Annotated in this window: 20 protein-coding genes and 1 pseudogene; 16 read left to right on the top strand and 5 right to left on the bottom strand. The window is 63.4% G+C overall.

The features are described 5' to 3' along the window. The first annotated feature begins 9 nt into the window (after positions 1 to 9). From ACX82Z_RS14965 to ACX82Z_RS14950, 4 genes and pseudogenes are all read left to right on the top strand, one after another. Entirely contained in the window at positions 10 to 1,023 is a 1,014-nt protein-coding gene (locus ACX82Z_RS14965) for a 3-hydroxyacyl-CoA dehydrogenase NAD-binding domain-containing protein (protein WP_459589870.1), read from the top strand. Continuing rightward, positions 1,020 to 2,183 carry an acyl-CoA dehydrogenase family protein gene (locus ACX82Z_RS14960; protein ID WP_459589869.1) on the top strand — a complete coding sequence of 388 codons (1,164 nt, stop codon included), beginning with the start codon at positions 1,020 to 1,022 and terminating at the stop codon, positions 2,181 to 2,183. The genes ACX82Z_RS14965 and ACX82Z_RS14960 overlap by 4 nt, the downstream gene beginning before the upstream one ends. Next, positions 2,180 to 4,254 (top strand): annotated as a pseudogene (locus tag ACX82Z_RS14955) (acetate--CoA ligase family protein). Before ACX82Z_RS14960 ends, ACX82Z_RS14955 begins: the two are co-directional and overlap by 4 nt. Beyond that, complete coding sequence (locus tag ACX82Z_RS14950; RefSeq protein ID WP_459589868.1) at positions 4,251 to 5,033, top strand: carnitinyl-CoA dehydratase; 783 nt, start codon at positions 4,251 to 4,253, stop codon at positions 5,031 to 5,033. The pseudogene ACX82Z_RS14955 and the gene ACX82Z_RS14950 overlap by 4 nt, the downstream one beginning before the upstream one ends. A gap of 22 nt (positions 5,034 to 5,055) precedes the next feature. Here ACX82Z_RS14950 and argE read toward each other — a convergent pair whose 3' ends face one another. Next, positions 5,056 to 6,210, bottom strand: a complete 1,155-nt coding sequence (gene argE / locus ACX82Z_RS14945; RefSeq protein ID WP_459589867.1) for an acetylornithine deacetylase — start codon at positions 6,208 to 6,210, stop codon at positions 5,056 to 5,058. Next, a complete protein-coding gene (locus tag ACX82Z_RS14940; RefSeq protein WP_459589866.1) occupies positions 6,207 to 7,154 on the bottom strand; it encodes a LysR substrate-binding domain-containing protein in 948 nt (315 codons plus the stop codon). The genes argE and ACX82Z_RS14940 overlap by 4 nt, the downstream gene beginning before the upstream one ends. Positions 7,155 to 7,306: 152 nt before the next feature. Between ACX82Z_RS14940 and ACX82Z_RS14935 the strand changes: the two genes are divergently transcribed. The 6 genes from ACX82Z_RS14935 to ACX82Z_RS14910 are packed head-to-tail and all read left to right on the top strand — an operon-like array spanning position 7,307 to position 14,299. Further along, positions 7,307 to 8,926, top strand: a complete 1,620-nt coding sequence (locus ACX82Z_RS14935) for an ABC transporter substrate-binding protein (RefSeq protein ID WP_459589864.1) — start codon at positions 7,307 to 7,309, stop codon at positions 8,924 to 8,926. Positions 8,927 to 8,980: 54 nt separating this feature from the next. Then, positions 8,981 to 9,958: an ABC transporter permease gene (locus ACX82Z_RS14930; RefSeq protein WP_459589863.1), complete on the top strand. Its 978-nt coding sequence runs from the start codon at positions 8,981 to 8,983 to the stop codon at positions 9,956 to 9,958. Further along, complete coding sequence (locus ACX82Z_RS14925; protein WP_459589861.1) at positions 9,955 to 10,875, top strand: ABC transporter permease; 921 nt, start codon at positions 9,955 to 9,957, stop codon at positions 10,873 to 10,875. The genes ACX82Z_RS14930 and ACX82Z_RS14925 overlap by 4 nt, the downstream gene beginning before the upstream one ends. Beyond that, on the top strand, positions 10,872 to 11,855 hold the full coding sequence (locus ACX82Z_RS14920) for an ABC transporter ATP-binding protein (protein ID WP_459589859.1): 984 nt from the start codon (positions 10,872 to 10,874) through the stop codon (positions 11,853 to 11,855). Before ACX82Z_RS14925 ends, ACX82Z_RS14920 begins: the two co-directional genes overlap by 4 nt. A gap of 8 nt (positions 11,856 to 11,863) precedes the next feature. After that, a complete protein-coding gene (locus ACX82Z_RS14915) occupies positions 11,864 to 12,850 on the top strand; it encodes an ABC transporter ATP-binding protein (RefSeq protein WP_459911809.1) in 987 nt (328 codons plus the stop codon). Between the two features lie 18 nt (positions 12,851 to 12,868). Beyond that, positions 12,869 to 14,299 (top strand): M20 family metallopeptidase, encoded by a 1,431-nt coding sequence (locus tag ACX82Z_RS14910; protein WP_459589857.1) that lies wholly within the window; start codon positions 12,869 to 12,871, stop codon positions 14,297 to 14,299. An 18-nt stretch (positions 14,300 to 14,317) separates the two neighbouring features. On the opposite strand, the gene tcuB is transcribed toward ACX82Z_RS14910, so the two are convergent. From tcuB to ACX82Z_RS14895, 3 genes are read right to left on the bottom strand one after another with little or no spacing between them, the layout of a single operon-like run. Continuing rightward, positions 14,318 to 15,424, bottom strand: coding sequence for a tricarballylate utilization 4Fe-4S protein TcuB (gene tcuB / locus ACX82Z_RS14905; RefSeq protein ID WP_459589855.1), 1,107 nt, complete (start codon positions 15,422 to 15,424; stop codon positions 14,318 to 14,320). Beyond that, a complete protein-coding gene (tcuA, locus tag ACX82Z_RS14900; RefSeq protein WP_459589853.1) occupies positions 15,414 to 16,826 on the bottom strand; it encodes an FAD-dependent tricarballylate dehydrogenase TcuA in 1,413 nt (470 codons plus the stop codon). Before tcuA ends, tcuB begins: the two co-directional genes overlap by 11 nt. A 2-nt stretch (positions 16,827 to 16,828) precedes the next feature. Beyond that, positions 16,829 to 17,506 (bottom strand): GntR family transcriptional regulator, encoded by a 678-nt coding sequence (locus tag ACX82Z_RS14895; protein ID WP_459589851.1) that lies wholly within the window; start codon positions 17,504 to 17,506, stop codon positions 16,829 to 16,831. A gap of 63 nt (positions 17,507 to 17,569) precedes the next feature. Between ACX82Z_RS14895 and ACX82Z_RS14890 the strand changes: the two genes are divergently transcribed. The 6 genes from ACX82Z_RS14890 (at position 17,570) to rraA (ending at position 22,579) form a co-directional block, all read left to right on the top strand. Continuing rightward, positions 17,570 to 18,739 (top strand): AbrB family transcriptional regulator, encoded by a 1,170-nt coding sequence (locus ACX82Z_RS14890; protein WP_459589849.1) that lies wholly within the window; start codon positions 17,570 to 17,572, stop codon positions 18,737 to 18,739. Positions 18,740 to 18,841: 102 nt separating this feature from the next. Further along, positions 18,842 to 18,988 carry a hypothetical protein gene (locus ACX82Z_RS14885; RefSeq protein WP_459589847.1) on the top strand — a complete coding sequence of 49 codons (147 nt, stop codon included), beginning with the start codon at positions 18,842 to 18,844 and terminating at the stop codon, positions 18,986 to 18,988. 81 nt (positions 18,989 to 19,069) lie between these two features. Next, entirely contained in the window at positions 19,070 to 19,990 is a 921-nt protein-coding gene (locus tag ACX82Z_RS14880; RefSeq protein WP_459589845.1) for a LysR family transcriptional regulator, read from the top strand. A 52-nt stretch (positions 19,991 to 20,042) separates the two neighbouring features. Continuing rightward, positions 20,043 to 21,101, top strand: a complete 1,059-nt coding sequence (locus ACX82Z_RS14875) for an Ldh family oxidoreductase (protein ID WP_459589843.1) — start codon at positions 20,043 to 20,045, stop codon at positions 21,099 to 21,101. Between the two features lie 15 nt (positions 21,102 to 21,116). Next, complete coding sequence (locus ACX82Z_RS14870; protein WP_459589842.1) at positions 21,117 to 22,097, top strand: D-2-hydroxyacid dehydrogenase family protein; 981 nt, start codon at positions 21,117 to 21,119, stop codon at positions 22,095 to 22,097. Further along, positions 22,094 to 22,579, top strand: coding sequence for a ribonuclease E activity regulator RraA (rraA, locus tag ACX82Z_RS14865; RefSeq protein ID WP_459589840.1), 486 nt, complete (start codon positions 22,094 to 22,096; stop codon positions 22,577 to 22,579). The genes ACX82Z_RS14870 and rraA overlap by 4 nt, the downstream gene beginning before the upstream one ends. Positions 22,580 to 22,626 lie beyond the last annotated feature (47 nt).

Below are 22,626 nucleotides of genomic sequence, written 5' to 3'. Positions count from 1 at the left end.
GAGGATCGGATGAACAAAATCCAGAAAGCCGCCTGCATCGGCGGGGGCGTCATCGGCGCGGGCTGGGCAGCGCGCCTTCTTCTCAACGGCATCGACGTGGCGCTCTACGACCCTGACCCGCAGGCCAGCCGCAAGGTCGGCGAGGTGATGGATGGCGCACGCCGTGCATATGAAAGCATGTCTCCGGACGGCCTGCCGAAGGAAGGCCGGATCACCTATCCAGCGACGATTGCCGACGCGGTGGCCGATGCCGATCTCGTTCAGGAAAGCGTGCCGGAAAGGCTCGACCTGAAGCACAAGGTTCTGGCGGAAATCGACGCGCATACCGCGCCGGATATTCCGATCGGCTCGTCCACCTCCGGCATCAAGCCGACCGATATGGCGACGGCGCTGACGCGACCCGAACGCCTGATCGTCGCGCATCCCTTCAATCCAGTCTATCTCCTGCCACTGGTCGAGATCGTCGGCGGCGAACAGACCGATGCCGCCTTTATCGACAAGGCGAAGGACCTCTACGGCTCTGTCGGCATGAAGCCGGTCGTCATCCGCAAGGAGATCGAGGCGTTCGTCGGGGATCGTCTGCTCGAAGCGGTCTGGCGCGAGTCTCTGTGGCTGATCAAGGACGGCGTGACGACGGTCGAGGAACTCGACGATATCATGCGCTATTCCTTTGGCCTGCGCTGGGCGCAGATGGGCCTGTTCCAGACCTACCGCGTCGCAGGCGGCGAGGCGGGGATGCGTCATTTCATGGAGCAGTTCGGCCCATGCCTGAAATGGCCCTGGACGAAGCTGATGGACGTGCCGGAGTTCAATGACGAACTCGTGGACTTGATCGTCACGCAGTCCGACGAACAGACGGGCGATCTTTCGATCCGCGATCTGGAACGCATCCGCGACGACAATCTCGTCGCCATGATGGCGGCACTGTCGCACCAGAATGGCGGTGCGGGATGGGGCGCAGGCGCACTCCAGAAGGACTATGTCGAAAAGCTCGCGGCGCGCGCGAAGGAAAAATCGTTGTGAATTTCGGGCTGGAGGAGGAGCAAAGGCTCATCGTTGAGACGACGCGCGCCTTCGTCGAAAACGAGCTTTACCCGCACGAACTCGAAATCGAACGCACCGGCCATCTGCCGATGGAACTCGTGAAGGAATTGCAGGCGAAAGCGATGGCGGCGGGGCTTTACGCCGCCAACATGCCCGAGAACGTCGGTGGGGCAGGTCTCGATACCCTCTCGTGGCTTCTCTACGAAAAGGAGCTTGGCCGCGCCAACTACGCGTTGCACTGGACTTGCGTGGCGCGGCCGTCGAACATTCTTCTCGCTGGCACCGACGAGCAAAAAGAGCGCTACCTTTATCCCTGCATGCGCGGCGAGACATGGGACTGCCTCGCCATGACCGAGCCGGGGGCAGGCTCGGATTTGCGCGGCATGAAGGCGACGGCCCGGCAGGACGGTTCGGACTTCGTGCTGAACGGCACCAAACACTTCATCTCCCATGCCGATATTGCAGGCTTTGCCATCGTCTTCATGGCGACGGGCGAAGAAGAAACGCCACGTGGCAAACGCAAGAAGATCACGGCGTTCTTCGTTGACAAGGGAACGCCGGGGTTCACCGTGCGCGACGGATATCGCAACGTCTCGCATCGCGGCTACACAAATTCCGTCCTCGAATTCGACGATTGTCGCATTCCGGCCGAACAGGTGCTCGGCGAGGTTCACAAGGGCTTCGAGGTCGCCAATTCATGGCTCGGCGCAACGCGGCTTCAGGTCGCAGCAACGTGTCTCGGCCGCGCCGAACGCGCACTTTCCCATGCCGTCGATTATGCCGCGCAGCGCGAGCAGTTCGGCCAGCAGATCGGCAAGTTCCAAGGCGTCTCCTTCAAACTCGCCGACATGGCGACGGAACTGAAGGCGGCCGAACTTCTGACGCTGGAAGCCGCTTGGAAATACGATCAGGGCACGGTCACCGATGCCGATATGGCGATGGCCAAGTTGAAGGCCACCGAAATGCTCGCCTTCGTCGCCGATGAGGCGATCCAGATTCATGGCGGTATGGGCCTGATGGACGAATTGCCATTGGAGCGCATCTGGCGCGACGCCCGCGTCGAGCGCATCTGGGAGGGCACGTCGGAAATCCAGCGCCACATCATTTCGCGCGCCATGCTGCGCGCTGTCGGCGGATGATGCGTCTGGAGCGCCTTTTGCGACCGCATTCCATCGCCGTCATCGGCGGCGGCTTCTTCGGCACCAATGTCGTTCGACAATGCCTGAAGGCCGGCTTTGCCGGCGAGATCTGGCCGGTCCATCCGACGAAGGACGAGATCGAGGGTGTCGAGGCGTTCCGCACGGTAGCCGACCTGCCGAACGCACCCGACGCAACCTTCATCGGCGTCAATCGCGACCTGACGGTCGAAATGGTGCGCGAACTGGCCGCGATGGGCAGCGGCGGGGCGGTGTGCTTCGCCTCGGGCTTTCTGGAAGCCGATGACGGGGAGGGGGCAGACTCAACGCGGCGCTGATCGAGGCGGCGGGGTCGATGCCGATCATCGGGCCGAACTGCTATGGCCTCATCAATTATGCTGACGGCGCGCTTTTATGGCCCGATCAGCATGGCGGGCGGCGGCTGGCTGATGGCGAACGCGGCGCGGCGATCGTTACGCAATCCTCCAACATCGCCATCAACATGACGATGCAGCAGCGCGGCCTGCCGCTCGCTTATGTCATGACGGCGGGAAACCAGTCGCAGACCGGCCTGTCGGAAATCGCCCTCGGGCTGATCGAGGATGAACGCGTCAGCGTTCTCGGCTTGCATATCGAAGGCTTCGATAGCGTCGCCGGCTTCGAACGGCTTGCCGCGCGAGCGCGTGAACTCAAAAAACCGATCGTCGCGATGAAGGTCGGCCGCTCCGAACAGGCGCGCAAGGCCACGATCTCGCACACGGCCTCGCTGGCCGGTTCGGACGCGGCTTCCGACGCTTTCCTGAAGCGCCTCGGCATCGCGCGTGTCGATACGATTCCCACCTTTCTCGAAACGCTGAAACTTCTCCATGCGGTCGGGCCACTTGACGGCGCGCGCCTCTCCTCGATGAGTTGTTCGGGCGGCGAGGCGTCTGTCATCGCGGATGCCGCGGTTGGCCGGGAGATCGTCTTTCCACCGCTGACTGCGGACCATTCGGGCCAAGTCGGTGAAACGCTGGGCCCGCTGGTGGCGATATCCAATCCGCTCGACTATCACACCTTTATCTGGAACGACGGCCCGGCGATGACGGCAACGTTTTCGGCGATGGTGTCCGTCGGGTTCGATCTCAATTTGCTGGTGCTCGACTTCCCGCGCCGGGACCGGTGCTCGGATGCCGACTGGCAGCCGACCGTCGAGGCTTTCGCCACGGCGTTGTCTGGCGGCGCCAAGGGTGCCGTCGTCGCGTCGATGCCAGAAAATCTACACGAGCGGCATTGCGAAGACCTTCTCGAACGCGGAATTGCGCCCTTGTGCGGGATAGCCGAGGCGATGGACGCCATCGCGGCGGCGGCGTTCGTGGGAAGAGCCTGGGCCCGGATACCTCCCGCTGAACTCCCGACCATCGGCGTCCCAGAGGGAGGCGTGCCGCACAAAACCATCGACGAGGCCGATGCAAAATCCTTGCTGGCTTCCTTCGGCCTTTCAGTCCCCGAGGGGCATCGGGCGGCGACGGCGATCGAAGCCGTCGAGGTCGCAAGACGTATCGGCTTTCCGGTGGCACTCAAAGCGCTCGGGCTGGCGCATAAGAGCGAACAGGGTGCCGTCAGGCTGGGCCTTGATGACGCCGAAGGGGTCGAGACAGCCGCGCGTGAAATGGCGGCTCTCGGCAAGGACTTCTATGTCGAGCGTATGGTGACGGGCGGCGTCGGCGAACTGATCGTCGGCGTCACGCACGATCCGCTGTTCGGTCCCGTCATGACCATCGGTACCGGCGGCGTCCTCGTCGAGCTTCTTGCCGATACGGCGACATTGCTTTTGCCGTCAGCCCGCGCGGATGTCGAGGTGGCACTGCGAAGCCTGAAGCTGTTCCCGCTGCTCGACGGCTATCGCGGCCGCCCGCGCGGCGATATCGATGCCGCCGTGGACGCGATCGTCGCCATTGGTGATTTTGCGCTGGCGCATGCCGACCGGCTGGAAGAACTCGACATCAACCCACTGATCGTGTGCAAAAGCGGCGCTTTCGTCGCCGACGCGCTGATGGTGATGCGAACCGGAAACATGGAGGATTTACGATGAGCGAAGTGGTGAAGACGCGCCGGGATGGTGCGATTTTGGAGGTCACGCTCGACCGGCCGAAGGCGAACGCGATCGATCTCGAAACATCCCGCATTCTCGGCCAGACATTCAAATCGTTCCGTGACGATTCTGACCTGCGCGTGGCGATCGTCCGTACCGCCGGCGACAAGTTCTTTTCCGCCGGGTGGGATTTGAAGGCCGCCGCCGATGGCGACGCGGTCGATGGCGATTACGGTGTCGGCGGTTTCGGCGGGTTGCAGGAATTGCGCGATATGGACAAGCCTGTGATCGCCTGCGTCCACGGCATGGCGGTTGGTGGCGGCTTCGAACTGGCGCTGTCCTGCGACCTGATCTACGCGTCGGAAAATTCGTCTTTCGCGCTGCCGGAAATCAAGGCCGGCACGCTCGCCGATGCCGCGACGATCAAGCTTCCGCGCCGCATTCCCTATCACGTCGCGATGGACATGCTTCTAACGGGCCGCTGGATGAACGCCGACGAAGCGCATCGCTGGGGTTTGGTCAACGAAATTCACCCCGCCGACCAGCTCGAAGAGCGGGTATGGGACGTCGCGCGGCTGCTCGCTTCGGGGCCGCCGCTCGTCTTCGCGGCAATCAAGGAAGTCGCGCGCGAAGCCGAGGGCCAGACCTTCCAGTCGGCCATGAACCGGATCACCAAGCGCCAGTTCCGCACGGTAGACGAGCTTTACGATTCCGAGGACGGTCTCGAAGGCTTCAAGGCCTTTGCCGAAAAACGCGAGCCGGTCTGGAAGGGCCGCTGACCGTCCTTATTCGGACCTCGTTCTAGCGGTTCCACTCGATCAGCCGGCCAAGGAATTCGTCGCAGCGTTGGAGCTGCGCGCGCTCCACATATTCGTCGGGCCGGTGCGCGACCGCGATAGCTCCGGGGCCGCAGATGATCGTCTCGGTGCCGAGATATTGTGCGAAAAGGCCCGCCTCGGTGCCGTAGGCGACTTTCGCGTGGCCGTTCGTGCCGGCAAAGCGCTTCGCAAGGGCGGTGATTTCGGCGTCGGGTGCCGTGTCGAGGCCGGGGAACTGCGCCATCAGTTCGACTGTGATCGAAGCCTCCGGCGCGACCTTGCGCATGTCCCGTTCGAGTTCGGCGGCATGGGCGCGCAAATCGTTGACGAACACATCCGGGTCGTCGCCCGGAAGGACGCGGAACTCGCTCAGGAAGACGCATTCGTCCGGCACGATGTTGAGCGCCGTTCCGCCGGTCACGAGGCCCGTATGAGCGGTCGTGTGGGCGATGTCGAAAGCCTCGTCGCGGCGTCCGTTCGCGGTCAGATCGTCGGCGACATCGCGAATATAGGTGATCAGTTTTGCAGCATAATCGACGGCGTTGACGCCGAGCGGGGCCAGCGACGAGTGGCAGGCGCGGCCGCGAACTGTGATGCGCAGCGATCGCTTGGCCTTGTGCGCGGTCACTACTTCCATCAGCGTTGGCTCTCCGACGATGCAATAGGCTGGTCGCACGCCTTCGCCGGCCAGCGTCTCGACCATCCGTCGCGCACCGATGCAGCCGACCTCCTCGTCATAGGAAAAGGCAAGATGGAACGGCCGCGCCAGATCCGCACGGACCATGTCGGGAACGGCGGCGAGGACGCAGGCGATGAAGCCTTTCATGTCGCACGCGCCGCGTCCGTAAAGGCGTCCTTCGCGCTCGCTTAAGCTGAAAGGATCGCTCGTCCAGGGCTGCCCGTCGACGGGCACGACATCCGTATGTCCAGAAAGAACGATGCCCGGCTGGTCAGCCGGCCCGATCGTCGCCCACAGATTGGCCTTCGTGCCCGTCTCGTCGAAAATGCGGCGGCTTTCGATGCCGAACCCTAAAAGATAGTCGTCGATGAAATCGATGAGTGCCAGATTGGAATTGCGGCTCGTCGTGTCGAAGGCGACGAGGTCTGCGAGCAGTTGTTCGCTCGTTCTGGCGGTCATCGAAGGCTCCTCAGAAATTGCGTCTTGCCGGTCCCCTCGCGCACCATTTCCATGAAGTCGAGAACGACGCCCGAAGCGGGCTGGCTCATAGGCAGAAGAAACGATGCGCGATAGGTGATCGCGGGCAGAAAGGGGCGCGCGACGAGCGCACGCGTCAGGTGTTTCTGGATCGGAAACGGATTGAAGATCGAAACGCCGAGACCTTCCCCGACGAATTGCAGCGCGGCGATGGAGGTGGCGGCCTCGATCGCCACGCGCGGCTTGATGTTTGCCCGCGCGAATATGCGGTCGATAGCAGCACGGCCGGAGTGGCGATGTGTGAGCGCGACGAAAGGTTCGCCGTCGATGTCGGCCGGTGAGATCGTCTCGCGCGCGGCAAGCCGATGATGGGCCGGAACGACGCAGATCGCCTGCGTTTCGAGAAGGGGTTCCGACCGGACGCCCTGATGCGAGGTGGCATGGTCCGTCAGCGCGATATCGAAGCGCGCCTCGGCAACGCCCGTGACCAGAACGTCGCTCGACACCACCTCGAAACCGACGAAGAGGCGGGGATTGGCCTTGGCGAAACTCGCCACGAAAGGCGGGAGAAACCGGTGGGCGATGGTCGGCGGCGCGGCAATCCTCAGGCTTCCCTTGTGCCTGTTCGCATGTTTGTCGCCGCCGCCGATCCGGGCGAGAGCGGCGAAGATCGGCGCCGCGTCCTCATGGACGGCAAGCCCGTCGGGCGTGGGAATGAGGCGTCCGCCCGATCGCTCGAAGAGCGGCTTTTGCAACTGGTCCTCGAGTTGCGCAATGGCGCGGCTAACCGCCGATTGCGAGACGCCGAGGCGTGCGGCGGCATTGGTCGCGGTGCCCGTTTCGATCAGCGCGCTCAGGACTTCGAGTTCGCGAACAGTGATGGCCGTTCGTCGTTCGCGTTGCGCCCTGTTTTCTGAAATTGGCATCCGGTTCTAATCTATGAGCACAATGCATACATTTTCTGCTTTGAAATTCGGATAACGCATACTAGCCTTCATGCCAATAGCGTTGATCGCTTACCCGCAGGGAACCGGGGCGGCAGATGACAGCCAACGCTTTTTGACAGAGGGAGACTGACATGAAGTGGCAAAAGACAGGACTTGCGGCTGCCGGCGTCATGGCGCTGGCAGCACTTTCCGGAGCGGCGCAGGCCCAGCAATTGCGCGTCGGGCTGGCGTCGGAAGCGACGTCGATGGACCCGCAGTTCCACAACCTCGCGACCAATACGCAGATACGCTTCAACATCTTCGAATCGCTGATCCAGCAGGACGCGCAGCAGATGCTGGAGCCTTCGCTCGCGACCGAATGGGAAGCGCTCGACGACACGACCTGGCGCTACACGCTGCGCGACGACGTGACCTTTCACGACGGCTCGCCCTTCACCGCGCGTGACGTGATCTACAGCGTCTGCCGCATTCCGCTGGTGGAAAACTCGCCGTCCTCCTTCAGCCTCTATACGCAGTCGGTGACCGATATGCGTGCCGAAGACGATCACACGCTCATCATCGAGACCGATGGGCCGAACCCGCTCCTTCCGGTCGAAAGCTCGACATGGGCAATCCTGTCGGCAACCGCGCTTGGCGCGGACGAGGAAGTCACCTTCGGCCCCGGCAATACTTGCGAGGGGTTGGGCGAGGTGCCACAGCAGGGCGCTTTCAACGACCCGGCCGCCTCTTCAGGCACCGGGCCCTATACGCTGGGCGAATACACGCGCGGCAGCCAGATCGTGCTCAACCGCAACGACGATTATTGGGGTGACGCGCCCGAATGGGAAACCATCGTCCTGCGCCCGATCACCAGCGCCGGGCCGCGCGTCGCCGCGCTTCTGGCCGGCGATGTCGACCTGATCGAATCCCCGCCGATCCAGGACTTGCCGCGTCTTGAGGAAGCCGGTTTCAACGTGGTGGATTCGCTGTCCAACCGCGTCATCTATCTGGCCCTTTTCCAGCAGGAAGACGCGCCGGGTCTGACCGGGACGAATGGCGAGAACCCGCTGCTCGACCAGCGCGTGCGTGAAGCCATTTCGCTTGCGGTCAACCGCGAGGCAATCGTCGAACGCATCATGGGCGGTTATGCTGAACCGGCTGGCGAACTTCTTCCGCCGCCGATGTTCGGAACGTCGGGACGCGCTGTCGACGCCTTCGATCCCGATCGCGCCCGCGAACTCCTCGCTGAGGCCGGCTATGAAGACGGCTTCAGCATCGTGCTCGGCACGCCGAACGATCGCTATATCAATGACGAGCAAGTCTCGCAGGCTGTCGCGCAGATGCTGGCGCGCGTCGGAATCCAGGTCAATGTCGACGCGTCGACGGCGAGCCAGTTCTTCTCGCGCCGGAACAACTTGGAATTCCCGATGTTCCTCGCCGGCTGGGGCGCTGCCTCGGGCGAAATGTCGTCCCCGCTGCGCTCGCTGGTCGCGACCTTCGATCCGGATGCCGGTATGGGCGTGACCAATGCGGGCCGCTATTCCAACCCGCAAATGGATGAGATTATCGAACGGGCGGCGATCACGATCGACGACGACGAGCGCTCGTCTCTCCTGCAGGAAGCCGAGACGATCGTGCTGGACGATCACGGCATCATCCCGCTCCACTATGAGCGTTCCGTGTGGGCATTGGCGCCCGGCTTCACCTACGAGCCGCGTGTCGACCAGTATACGCTGGCCTACACCGTGCGCAGCGCCGAAAGCGCGGAATAACCGGCAACGCCGGCCGGGTTTGCCCGGCCGGTCGCATCTGGTGCTGGAGTTCGCATGATCGTCTTTCTGCTACGCCGCGTGGGGCAGAGCCTGATCGCCGTCGCCGTCATGGCTACACTCGTCTTTCTCGGCGTCTACGCAATAGGCAACCCGGTCGACGTGCTCGTCGCGCCGGACGCCACCCAGGCCGAGCGTGCCGCGACCATTGCGCGTCTCGGTCTGGACCAGCCGCTCTGGCAGCAATTCCTCACCTTCGTCACCAATGCGCTGCGCGGTGATCTTGGCACGTCCTTCGTCTATGGCCGGCCTGCTCTTGAGGTCATTCTGGAACGTCTGCCGGCGACCATGGAACTCGCCCTGACGGCGCTCGTCATCGCGGTCGTCTTCGGAGTGCCACTCGGCGTCTATGCCGGGCTGCGACCCGAAACGATCGGTGGACGCTCGGTGATGGCAGGGTCGATCCTCGGCTTTTCGCTGCCCAATTTCTGGCAGGGCCTGATCCTGATCCTCATCTTCGCCGTGTTCCTGGGCTGGCTGCCCGCTGGTGGGCGCGGCGAGACCGTGCAGATATTGGGCGCGCGGCTCTCCTTCTTCACATCGGATGGCCTTTCGCATCTTCTCCTCCCGGCGCTGAACCTTGCGCTTTTCAAGATGGCGCTCGTCATCCGCCTTGCCCGCGCCAATACGCGTGAGGCCGCGCTGCAGGACTATGTGAAATTTGCCCGCGCCAAGGGACTTTCTGGACGGCGCATCGTGCTCGTCCACATTCTGAAGAACATCATGATCCCGGTCGTCACCATTTTGGGGCTGGAACTGGGATCGATGCTCGCCTTCGCTGTCGTGACGGAAACCGTCTTCGCATGGCCGGGAATGGGCAAGCTCCTGATCGATTCCATCAATCTCCTCGACCGTCCGGTGATCGTCGCCTACCTCATGCTGACCGTCGTGCTGATCATCGCCATCAACCTCGTCGTCGACATCTTCTATTCGTTGCTCGACCCGCGCGTGCGACTTTCGGGGCGCGCGGCATGAGCGACCAGACGATCCAGACCCCGGCCGTCGCAAAACCGGTCAAGCCCGATACGCCGCTCGTCCGGCTCATCAAGGCATTTTTCGAGGACAAGCTGGCCGTTTTCGGCCTTCTCGTCTTCGTTGTCATCGTGGTTTTGGCCTTCGCCGCGCCGGTTTTGATGCCGCAAAATCCGTATGATCTCGCTTCGCTCGACATTCTGGACGGTGGCCTTCCGCCCGGCTCGGAAAGCTATTCGGGCATGACCTATTGGCTGGGCACGGACCCGCAGGGCCGTGATATGCTCTCCGCCATCTTCTACGGGCTGCGCATTTCGCTCATCGTCGCCTTCGTCTCGCTGGCACTGGCGATCACGATCGGCGTCGTGGCGGGCACCACGGCGGCCTATTTCGGCGGTCGGCTCGACGCCATTATCATGCGGATCGTCGATCTGCAGCTTTCCTTTCCCTCGATCCTGATCGCGCTGATCCTGCTGGCGCTGTTTGGGCGCGGCGTCGACAAGGTCATCATCGCGCTCGTTATCGTCCAGTGGGCCTATTACGCGCGCACCGTGCGCTCCTCGGCATTGGTCGAGACGCAAAAGGACTATATCGCCGCCGCTCGCTGCCTTGCCATCTCGCACCGGCGGATCATGTTCCGGCATCTTCTGCCCAATTGCGTGCCGTCGCTAATTGTGGTGGCGACGGTGCAGATCGCCAACGCGATCGCGCTGGAGGCGACGCTCTCCTTTCTGGGCGTCGGCGTACCGGTCACGCAGCCCTCGCTCGGTCTTCTGATCGCAAACGGCTACGACTATCTGCTCTCCGGTCGCTATTGGGTCAGCGTCTTTCCCGGCGTCGCGCTTCTCGTAACCATCATTGCCATCAATCTGATGGGAGACCGCCTGCGCGACATTCTCAATCCGAGGCTGCAGCGATGACCGCTCTTCTCGATGTGCGCGATCTGAAGACGCATTTCTTCACCCGCGACGGCGTGGCGAAGGCCGTCGACGGCGTCAGCTTCAATCTGCGCAAGGGCGAGATTCTCGGCCTTGTCGGCGAATCCGGATCGGGCAAGTCAGTGACGGGGTTCTCGCTGCTCGGTCTCGTCGATCCGCCGGGGCGCGTCGTCGGCGGGCAGATTGTCTTTAATGGTGACGACATCGTCGCGGCAGGCGAGCCGACCATGCGCCATTTGCGCGGCAAGCGCATCGCGATGATCTTCCAGGACCCGATGATGACGCTCAATCCGGTCCTGCGCATCGACACGCAGATGGTCGAAACGGTGCTCGCGCATGACAAGGTCAGCCGTGCAACGGCGCTGGAGCGCGCTCGCGCGGCGCTCGTGCAGGTTGGCATTTCCTCGCCCGACGAACGGCTCAAAAGCTATCCGCACCAATTTTCCGGCGGCATGCGCCAGCGCGTGGCAATTGCGATTGCGCTTTTGCACAAGCCGGACCTTATCATCGCGGACGAACCGACGACCGCTCTCGACGTGACGATCCAGGCGCAGATACTGGCCGAGGTGCAGAAACTGTGCGCCGAGACGGGAACGGCGCTGATCTGGATCACGCACGACCTCGCCGTGGTCTCCGGCCTCGCCGACCGGCTGGCGGTCATGTATGCGGGGCGGATCGTCGAGGAAGGCGCGACGGCCGACATCATCACGCGGCCGCTCCATCCCTATACGCGCGGGCTGATCGAATCCGTGCCGCACGGCAAGACGCGGGGAGCGCCGCTCGACCAGATCAAGGGCATGACGCCGTCGCTCCTCAACCTGCCGCAAGGCTGCGCCTTTCGCCCGCGCTGCCCGCGCGCTGACGATTCATGTCTTGCCGAACCGGCGTTGCACGAGCATCGACAGGGTCAGTTCGCGCGCTGTTTCCATCCTCTCTTGAACTTCGGGGAGGGCGCGTCGTGAGCGATCCGATGCTTGAGATCGAGCGCGTTTCGAAGCGCTTCACGCAGGAACTCGACATCGCGGAACGGACCGCGCGGCTTTTGGGCGCGCGCGTCGAAGCGCCCACGGTTCATGCGGTGGATGGCGTGGACCTCGCCGTCTCGAAGGGCGAGGTCGTCGGCCTCGTCGGTGAATCGGGTTGCGGCAAGTCGACGCTCGGCCGCATCGTAGCAGGTCTTTTAAAGCCCAGCGACGGGGCCGTCCGCTTTCGGGGGAAGGATGTCGCGACCCTGAAGGGGCGTGAGGCGCACGAGGCGGCGCTGAAGGTCCAGCTCATCTTTCAGGACGCGATGTCGGCGCTCAATCCGCGCCATCGCGTCTCCGAAATCATTTCCGAAGCGCCGCGCGTTCATGGGCTGGTGCCGCGTGCGAAGGCGCGGGAATTCGTCGCCGACATGCTGGAACGGGTCGGCCTCGATCCGACGATGGCGGCACGCTATCCGCACCAGTTTTCTGGCGGGCAGCGCGCCCGCATCGGCATTGCAAGGGCGCTCGCCGTCGATCCCGATTTCATCGTCTGCGATGAATCGGTGGCCGCGCTGGACGTCTCGATCCAGGCGCAGATCCTCAATCTTTTCATGCGCCTTCGCGAGGAACTCGACCTCACCTATCTGTTCATCAGCCACGATCTCGGCGTGGTCGAGCACATCTCCGACCGCATCGCCGTCATGTATCTGGGGCGGATCGTCGAAACGGGGGAGGCGGGCGATCTCTTCGCTCGACCGAACCATCCCTATACGCAGGCGTTGATCGCGGAAATTCCGCGCTTCGAGACCGGTCGCAAGACGTACCATCCGATCAGGGGCGAGATTCCTTCGCCTCTGTCTCCGCCCACCGGCTGCCACTTCCATCCGCGCTGTCCGCACGCCTTCGAGCGTTGTTCGGACGAACGGCCGGCCCTGAAACAGGTTGCGCCCGGACGTTTTTCCGCCTGCCATCTCAATGACCACGCCTGACCGAACTGGACGAGACCCATGACCACCAACACCGCCCGCATCTGGAACCTCGTGGACGAAAAGCGCGCCGACTATGTCGCTTTGTCCGACCGTGTCTGGGAGATGCCCGAACTTGCCTATACCGAGTATCGCTCGGTTGCGGAGCATCGCGCCGTGCTGGAAGCGGAAGGCTTCGCCGTCACGGACGAACCGGCAGGCATCCCGACGGCCGTCATCGGCGAGGCGGGGAGCGGCGGTCCCGTCTTCGCGTTTCTGGGCGAATACGACGCGCTTCCGGGGCTGAGCCAGGAAGCCGGAATCGCCGAGCCGAAGCCCTTGCCCGGCGCGGGCTACGGCCATGGCTGCGGCCATAACATGTTGGGTTCGGCGGCCTTGCTCGCGGCCACCGCCTTCAAGAACTATCTTGCCGAAAACAACCTGCCGGGCACTGTGCGCTATTATGGCTGTCCCGCCGAAGAAGGCGGCGCGGCCAAGGCGTTCATGGTGCGCGGCGGGCTTTTTGAAGATGTCGATGCGGCGATCACCTGGCATCCCGCCGCGATCACCCGCGTCGACGATGCGAAGAGCCTTGCGAACACGCGCATCGACTTCACGTTCGAGGGCCGCGCCTCCCATGCCGCCGCCTCGCCGCATCTCGGTCGCAGCGCGCTCGACGCCATCGAACTCATGAATGTCGGCGTCAACTATCTGCGTGAGCACGTTCCTTCGGATTCGCGCATCCACTACGCCTATATCGACGCTGGCGGCATCGCGCCGAACGTCGTGCAGGCAAAGGCGAAAATCCGCTATGCCGTGCGTGCGCGGGACATCCACGCGATGAAGGCGCTCAACGAGCGCGTCATCAACGTCGCGAAAGGCGCGGCGATGATGACCGACACGACGGTTTCCGTTCGGGTGCTGTCGGCTGTCTCGAACCTCCTTGGCAACACGCCGATGGAGGAGACGATGTTCGCCAACATGGAGCGGCTCGGCCCTGTCGACTTCGATGAGGACGATCGTTTCTATGCGCGTCAAATCCAGGGCACGCTCAGCGACGAGGACATTGCCAACGACTATGCGCGCTCGGGCGTCCGGGTGCGTCAGGACACGCCCTTGTGCGATTTCATCGTGCCGCTGGAGGCCGTCGGCGTTCCGATGATCGGCTCGACCGATGTCGGCGACGTCTCATGGGTGGTCCCGACGGTTCAGGCGCGCGTTGCGACCCACGCCATCGGCACGCCCGGCCATTCCTGGCAGATCACCGCGCAGGGCAAGTCGCCTGCCGCGCATAAGGGGCTGGCCTATGCGGCGAAGGTCATGGCCGGAACGGCGGTCGACCTCCTGCATGACCCGGCGCTTCTCGAAGCGGCCAAGGCGGATCATCACGCACGCGTGTCGATCCTCCCCTATGAAAGCCCCATTCCCGCCGATGTCTCAGCACCGATCCAGCCAAGGCCGGCGGCAAGCTGACTCTGGCTTCTCGTTCCGTTATTTCTTCGTCTGGCTGTCGCGAACGAGCGCGGCCAGACGAAAGGCGGCATGCACCATCTTGGTGAAGGGAAGCGTCAGGAACAGCACCAGAACGGCAGCCAGGTGCACCACGAGGAGCGGCTGCACCGCGCCCGTTCCGGTCGCCCAGTAGAGAGCAAGACCGGTCGCCGCCGTCGCCGTCAGCAGCAGGACGAAGGCCATCTCGCCGCCCCAGACGGCGGGGGCTGACAGATTGCGCTCGGCGCGCAGCTTCAGCGCGATGAGGCCAAGTCCGCCCAGCGTCATCAGGATGCCGCCGGGAACGCCGAGGAGTTTCGGCGGCGAGAACGGCCCATAGGGCGCTTCCATGCCGAAGAGATAATGCATGAGCGTCGCGACGCTGGTCGAGGCGAAGCAGAGAAGGAAGCCCCACATCACGCCTTGATGCGCCCAGCGACGGGTCATGGTGAAGCGGTCTTCCCTTTCGTAGTTGCAGCCATCGGCTGCGCCACCCGAAAGGTTCTTCATGCGCCCTGCGTCGAGAAAGGCTTTCGACAGGTGCGCGAGCGTCACCCGCTCCCCGCCCACCGCGCGCCAGTAGTCGCGCACGCCAAGTGCGATGATGACCATCGGCAGTAGGAACGCGGGAAGGAAGATCGAGACCATCAGCGTGTGCGACAGATACGCATAGAACCCTTCGCCGTTTTCGGGGCGCAGGGAAAGCGCGATGCCCATCATCAGCGCGACGCCGGCGATCAGCGCCGTGACCAGCGCGACACCGTTAGCCTGGAACACGCGCCCGATCCCGCTTGGACGGATGAAGCGCTCCCAGCTTTCCACGCGCACTTCGGCGAGCGTCTTCGGCAGGTTGAGCGCGAATTCGTGCGGCTCGGTATATTGGCAGGCATAGTAGCAGCCGCGGCAGTTGTGACACAGATTGGCAAGCTGGGTCACGTCGCCGTCGCTAAACGAACGGTGCTGCGTCATCGACGGAAAGACCGAGCAGAAGCCCTCGCAATAACGGCAGGCGTTGCAGATTTCGAGCTGGCGGCGCGCCTCGTCGATGGTCGTCGAGAGATCGGGCACGGCGTTCGCGCCGTCGAAAGTGAGCGTATCAGTTGACATGGGCGGCGGCCTCCCTGCCGGCAGTGCGTCCGAAAACGGTTCCGATTGTCATGCCGAAGCCGGCGAGATAGCCCTGTCCGAGGATCGACCCGGCCATGATCTCACCTGCGGCCCAGACATTGCGGTAGCGGGTTTGCGGCCCGCTGGCGCGTGCGGTGCCGTCGACCTTGAGGCCGAGATAGGTGAAGGTGACGCCGGGCCGCAGCGAATAGCCGTAATAGGGACCGGTATCGAGCGGCCGCGCCCAGTTGGTCTTGGCCGGTTCGATGCCCTTCGTCGCCACCCCGTCGAGTTCGGTCGGATGAAAATTGCCGGGCTGGCACGCGGCGTTGAAGTCCGCCACGGTCTTAGCGACGGTATCCGCCGGCAGGCCCAGCTTTTCGGCAAGTTCAGGTATGGAATTGGCCGTGACGGCAGGAAATACGGACGGCATGAACAGGTTCGCGCTCTTGGCGTCGATCAGCGCATAGGCGACCTGATCGGGCTGGGCAGCGACCAGACGACCCCAGATTGCGTAGCGCTTGGGCCAGACATCCTCGCCCTCATTGTAAAAGCGATGGCCGTCCTTGTTGACGACGACCGAGAATGGCACGCAGTCGAGACGCGTGACGATGCCGCCGTCATATTTAGGGGCGCGTCCGTCGATGGCGACGCAATGGCATTGCGTTGGGTCGCCCACCGTCTGCGCGCCGGCATCCAGCATGTCACGCAGCACTTCGCCGCGATTATAGGGCGTGCCCCGGATGAGGAAGTTGCGTGCGGCCGGACCCCAGGCGCGCGCCAGCCACTCGATATCGGCCTGGAAGCCGCCGGAAGCGAGCACGGCAGCCTTGCCTTCGATGACGAGTTCCTCGCCGTCGATTGTGACGTGAACCGCGTGGAACGAATCGTCCTCGATCTCGACATGGCTCACCTTCGCCTCGTAGACGACGGTGACACCGAGATCTTCGGCGGTGTTGTAGTAGGCGTTGACGAGCGCCTTGCCGCCGCCGAGGAAGAAGGCGTTGGTGCGCGACAGCGACAGCGTGCCCGACAGTGACGGCTGAAACCGCACGCCGTGCTTTTCCATCCACGGCAGGCAGTCCTCGGACGTGCGGATTGCCATGCGCGCCAGGTGTTCGTCCGTCTGGCCCTTGGTGACGAGCATCAGGTCGTGGAAATATTCGTCTTCCTCGTAGGCGCCGGTCAGCACCGACATGGGGCCTTGATGCATGCAGCGGAAATTGCGCGTGTGGCGCGAATTGCCACCGCGATAAGGCTTCGGCGCGCCTTCCAGCAAAAGCACGCGCGCGCCAGCTTCGCTCGCCTCGATCGCGGCGCACAAAGCGGCGTTGCCGCCACCCACCACGATCACGTCCCAGTTCGTCTTTTCCAGCGTGGCCTTCTGTGTCGCCTCGCTCATGCTCATTCCCCTTCCTCGTGGGTCGGTCTTTCCCGCAATTGACGCAGGCGCGAACGATGCGCGGCCGTCATGTGTCTGCGCATCGCGTTTTCGGCCGCTTCGCCGTCGCGCATTTTGAAGGCCTCGATCAGTTCGCCATGTTCAGCGATGGCTTCGGCGGCGCGTCCGGATTCTTCCATGGTGGACGGGCCGAGGATCAGCATCGTCTTTTGCAGCGCCCGCATCGATTGGCCGAGATAGCGGTTGCGTGACGCTTCGAAGATGACCCGGTGGAACTGGCGGTTCAGTTCGTAAAGCCGCCCCCCATCGCCCTGTGCGGTTTCCATCTCGGCATTGAGCGATGCCATCTCCTGAAGTTCGACGTCCGAGGCCGCGCGCGCTGCGAACCGCGCCGCCGTCGCCTCGAGCACCAGCCGCATTTCGTAAAGTTCGGCCACCTCGGCATAATCGAGCCTGCGGATCGCCGCACCGGCATGGGGCACATGCGTGACGATGCCGTCCGCCTCAAGCCTTCGGATCGCCTCGCGGACCGGCGTGCGCGAAATGCCGAGGCGGGCCGCGAGGTCCGTTTCCAAAAGCCGGTCGCCCGGCTTCAGCGAGCCGCCGCGTATCTGCGCGATCAGGCGCTGATAAGCATCTTGTCCCTGCGGGATTTCGCTGCGTCGGTCGGCCTTTGCCATTGGGGCTCCAATATTGTATCCAGTCGCATACAATATGCTGACTAGCGTTTGCAAGAGTGAATTATGTGGCATTCGCTTCTCGCGATGGGCGCTTCGCGGTTCGGCAATTGCCACGTCTCGCCGCGCTGCTACGCAACGACGGTTGCCGCCCACGGACTCGTTCGGGAGAACCGCTTTTCGATGCTTTCGCCGCTGCTTTACGCCCGCACCCTCCTTATCGGCGCAGCCGGCGGGCTGGTCGGTTATCTGCTGAATCTGCCCTTGGGATGGTTGGTGGGCGCGATGCTGGCGACGATCCCATGCGCGATGGCAGGCGTGCGGATGCCGACCTCGTGGCGCTGGCGCTCCAACATGAGCGGCGTGATCGGCCTGATGGCGGGCGCTGCCTTCACGCCGAGCATTCTCCAGCACATGAACGAGTGGGCATATTCGCTCGCAGGTGTCGCTCTCTACTGCCTCATCATCACCGCGATCGGTCTTTTCTTCTGCCGCAAGATCGGTGGACAGGACCGCGTGACCGCTGCCTTTTCAGCCGCACCGGGCGGATTGTCGGAAATCGTCGTGCTCGGCCCGAGCTACGGGGCGGATATGCGCACCTTGTCGCTCGTCCACAGCATGCGCCTGACCGTCATTTTGGTCATGATGCCGCTCATCCTCGTCTGGTTCGTCATCGGGCAGGACACGCCGGCGACCGCCGGACGCAGTATCGACTTCACCGTTTCGATGCCGCTTGCAGATTTCGCGATACTGGCGGCGTGTCTGGTGCTGGGCATCATGGGCGGGCGCAAGATAAGGCTTCCCGCCGCGCCGCTCACCGGCCCGCTTATCCTGTCCGCCATCGCCCATTACACCGGACTGACGGCGGTCGCACCGCCGCAGCTTCTGCTGATCGCAGCACAGATCGTCATCGGCTCGTCCGTCGCGCAGTTCTTTGCGGCAACGTCGTTGCGCACCATCGCGGGTGGGCTGGCCGTTGGTGGAGGGCTCACCGTGGTCAATCTGGCGGTGGCTGCGCTGTTCGCGTTCGGCTTCGAAACCTGGCTCGGCATTCCTTTCGCAACGGGACTGATCGCACTCGTGCCGGGCGGCCTGCCGGAAATGAGCCTGATTTCCATCGCGCTCGGCGCCCATGTTCCGTTCGTGACGGTCCACCACATGTTCCGCGTGGTGCTTGTACTGTTTCTTTTGCCGATCCTCGCGCCGATGTGGGCCGGTTCGCCCAAAAGCGCATGAGCCTTGCCGGGACGCGACCTCCCCTCTCGCCAATGGGAGATGGGCCGCAGCGGACCGAACGCCTATTTTAAGGGCAGATGAATTTCATCACGGAGATGAACGATGACTGCCTTCCCAACCTTCAGATCGGCCCTTGCTGGTCTCGATATTTCCATTGAGCGCGTTCGGCTCTACCGCTCCCTTTCGTCCTATCCGGACACGCGCAATCTTCCCGCGCATGTTCGCCGCAAGCTCGGCCTTCAGGACTGACGGACGCAACATTCGCGAGACTTGGTCACATGGAGAGCGAAGTTGCTATAAAGGCTCCCGACTTGAACCCGTGGGGAGCCCGTGAACCATTTCGATCCTGTCACCGCCCGTCTCGTTCTCGCGCTCGCCCGCGATGGCTCGATCGCGAAAACGTCCGAACGCGAGAACATAGCGCCGTCTGCGGTCAGCCGCCGCATCGCGGATATTGAGGCGCGCATGGGCATCGTGCTCTTCGACCGTTCCGCGACCGGCGTCGCGCTGACATCGGCCGGTGTCACCTATGCCGAGGGCTGCCGGCGAATTTTTCGGGAGATCGCCGATCTTCATACATCGATGGCAGGCTTTGCGGCTGGTTCCAAGGGGCAGTTGCGCATTGCATCCTCAAGCTCGGCGCTTTCGGGTCGCCTGCCGGAGCTGCTGGCGCATTACACGCGCCTCAATCCTGACGTCGAACTCGACATCCGTGAGATGCCGGGGCAGGCGACTCTCACCGCGCTCGCCGACGCGCAGGTTGATCTCGCGATCTTCGCCGACAATTACGATTTCTCCGCCTTCGATGCGGAAATTTTCGAGGATGACGACGTGTGGGTCATCACCTCGCCCGACCATCCGCTCGCAGCACGCATCATGTGCGGCGAACCCGTAACCTTCGAGGAAGCGGTGGTGCATGAGGTCGTCGGCGTACATCACACCGGCGCGCTCGACCGGCTCATCAACGATGCCGCTCGCAAGGTCGGCCAGACGCTCGGCGAACGCGTCAATGTCGAGAGCTTCCCCTCGCTGGTACGCATGGTGGAGGCCGGGTTCGGCATCGGCTTCATCCGCAACTCGTCGATCCACCTTCTGGCCGGCACCGACCTCGTTCACGCCGCGCTGACCGAGAAATGGGCCGAGCGCAAGCTTTTGATCGCGCGGCGCAAGCGCACAAGCGTCGCCGCATCGGTCACCGCCTTCATCGAACTCGCCCGCGCGACCTACCAGCCACGAAAGGAAGCCGCCTGAAGAGATCGGGCGGCTGTAACGAGACCCGGATGCATCCGGGCATGGAGGAAGAATGAACGCCCCGACCGTTTCCCGGGCCATCGACGCAACAAGGCTGGAGGCGCTCGTCTCGGCGCTATTCGCCAATCTTGGCGTTCCGCAGGCCGATGCCGGGCGCATCGCGCAATGCCTCGTTCTGGCTGATCTGCGGGGCGTCTCCTCGCACGGCATTTCGCGATTGCCGATCTATCTGAAACGCTTGCGCGAGGGGCTCGTCGAGGCTGTCCCAAAGATGACCGCCCATGAGGCAAGCCCGGTCGCCGCGCAACTCGACGGCGGCAACGGCTACGGCTTCGTGGTTGCTGCCCGTGCAATGGACATGGCCATCGAGCGCGCCGAACGTTTCGGTATCGGCATGGTCGGCGTCAAAAACTCCAATCATTTCGGCATGGCCGCCTGTTATCTGCTTCAGGCTGCCGAAGCAGGGTATGCCGCACTCGTTTTGACCAACGCCTCGCCGGCTATGCCCGTATGGGGCGGCAAGGAGCCGTTGCTCGGCACCAGCCCATTCGCATTCGGTGCGCCGGGCAATCCGCCCATCATTCTCGACATGGCGACCTCCGTGGTCGCGCGTGGCAAGATCAGGCGCGCGGCAGCCGCCAAAGAGCCGATCCCGGAAGGCTGGGCGCTCGACAAGGAAGGTCGTCCGACCACGGATGCGCAGGCCGCCTATGAAGGGCTGATCCTGCCGCTCGGCGGCCCGAAAGGCTCCGGCCTGTCGCTGATGATGGAAGTGCTCGCAGGCGTCATGACCGGGGCGGCCTTCGGCGGCGATGTCGGCAACCAGTATACGAAATTCGACGGGCCGCAGAATGTCGGCCACATGATGATCGCGTTCCGTCCCGGCGTGTTCGTTGGCGATGACTACCGGTCGCGTATGGCGGAGCTTGCCGCTCGCGCGAAAGGTTCTACGCCAGTCGATCCGGAACGGCCCGTGCTGTTGCCAGGCGAACCGGAAGCGCAGCTTGAAGCCGAGCGCCGCCGGACGGGCATTCCGGTCAATCCGGCCGATTTCGCTATGCTGGAGGCCGAGGCCGCGACGGTCGGCATCTCCATCGACGACTACATCTAGGACCGGGGAACCCATTTGACACTCAGGATCGCCTTTCTCGACGACTATCAGAACGTCGCGCTCAAGCTGGCCGACTGGAGCCAGTTAGGCAGCGAGGCCGAAATCGTCGTTTTCGACCGCAACCTTGCAAGCGAGGACGAGGCGGCCGCAGCGCTCGCCGATTTCGATGTGATCTGCATGATGCGCGAGCGCATGCCGCTGCCCGCATCGCTGATCGACCGGCTACCGCGCCTCAAACTGGTCAACGTCACCGGGGCGCGGGTGCGCGTGATCGACTTCGACCGTGCCATCGAAAAAGGCATCACCGTTTGCCACACCTATGCAGGGGATTCGAAATTCGCCACGCCGGAGATGGCCTGGGCGCTGCTCCTGTCCTGCGCACGTCATCTTCCTGTCGAACATGCCAATGTCGCCCAAGGTCGCTGGCAGGAAACCATCGGCACCGTTCTGGGCGGCAAGACGCTTGGCGTCGTCGGGCTCGGAAAGCTCGGCAGCCGCGTCGCGAAGATCGCGCAGGCCTTCGAAATGGAGGTGGTCGCCTGGAGCCAGAACCTGACGGAGGAGCGCGCGCGCGAATGCGGTGTGCGCCGCGTCGACAAGGAGACGTTGTTCAGGCAAGCCGATGCGATATCGCTCCATCTCATCTTGTCGGAGCGCTCGCGTCACATCGTCGGAGCGCAGGAGATCGGCCTGATGAAGCAAGGTGCGATCCTCGTCAACACCTCGCGCGGGCCGCTTGTCGACGAGACCGCACTGGTCGAAGCGCTCTATGAGGGGCGCATTCGTGCCGGTCTCGACGTCTTCGACATCGAACCTTTGCCGGCGGATCATCCGCTTCGCAGTGCACCGAATTGCGTTTTGAGCCCGCATCTCGGCTACGTCACGCAGGAAGCCTACGAGAACTTCTACCGCGACACGGTAGACAACATCATCGCATGGCAAAAGGGCGCGCCTCTGCGCGTCCTCGCCGCGCCGCAACAAGGGGGAAGCCGATGACCATTCGCAAGACCGCAGACCTCGTCGATCACTTCGACGACCAACTGACGTTCTGTGACCACCCGCTCAGGAAATTCGGTTCCGCAGATGGGTTCGAGGGCGAGATCGTCACGCTGAAATGTTTTGAGGACAACGCCCTGCTGCGCGAAATCCTGGAAGAGCCGGGCAAAGGGCGTGTGCTGGTGGTGGACGGCGGAGCCTCCTCGCGCTGCGCCATCGTCGGCGATCAGATCGCCGCGCTCGGTCAGAAGAACGGCTGGGCCGGGCTTGTGCTGAATGGTTCGATCCGCGACCGCGTGGACATCGATGCGATGGATTTCGCGGTTTTCGCGCTCGGAACCTCACCCAAGAAAAGCAGCAAGACGCGGGCCGGATCGCGCGACGTGCCGGTGACATTCGGCTACGTGACCTTCGTGCCGGGCCAGTATCTGTACGCCGACGCCGACGGCATTCTCATTTCGGACACGCCCGTCGCTGCATGATATGAAAAAGGGCCGGAAATCTGGCCCTTTTTATTTTCGACGACGGT

It is taken from the genome of Aliihoeflea sp. PC F10.4, from assembly GCF_054612275.1.
This window is presented reverse-complemented; position numbering and strand designations above follow the sequence as displayed.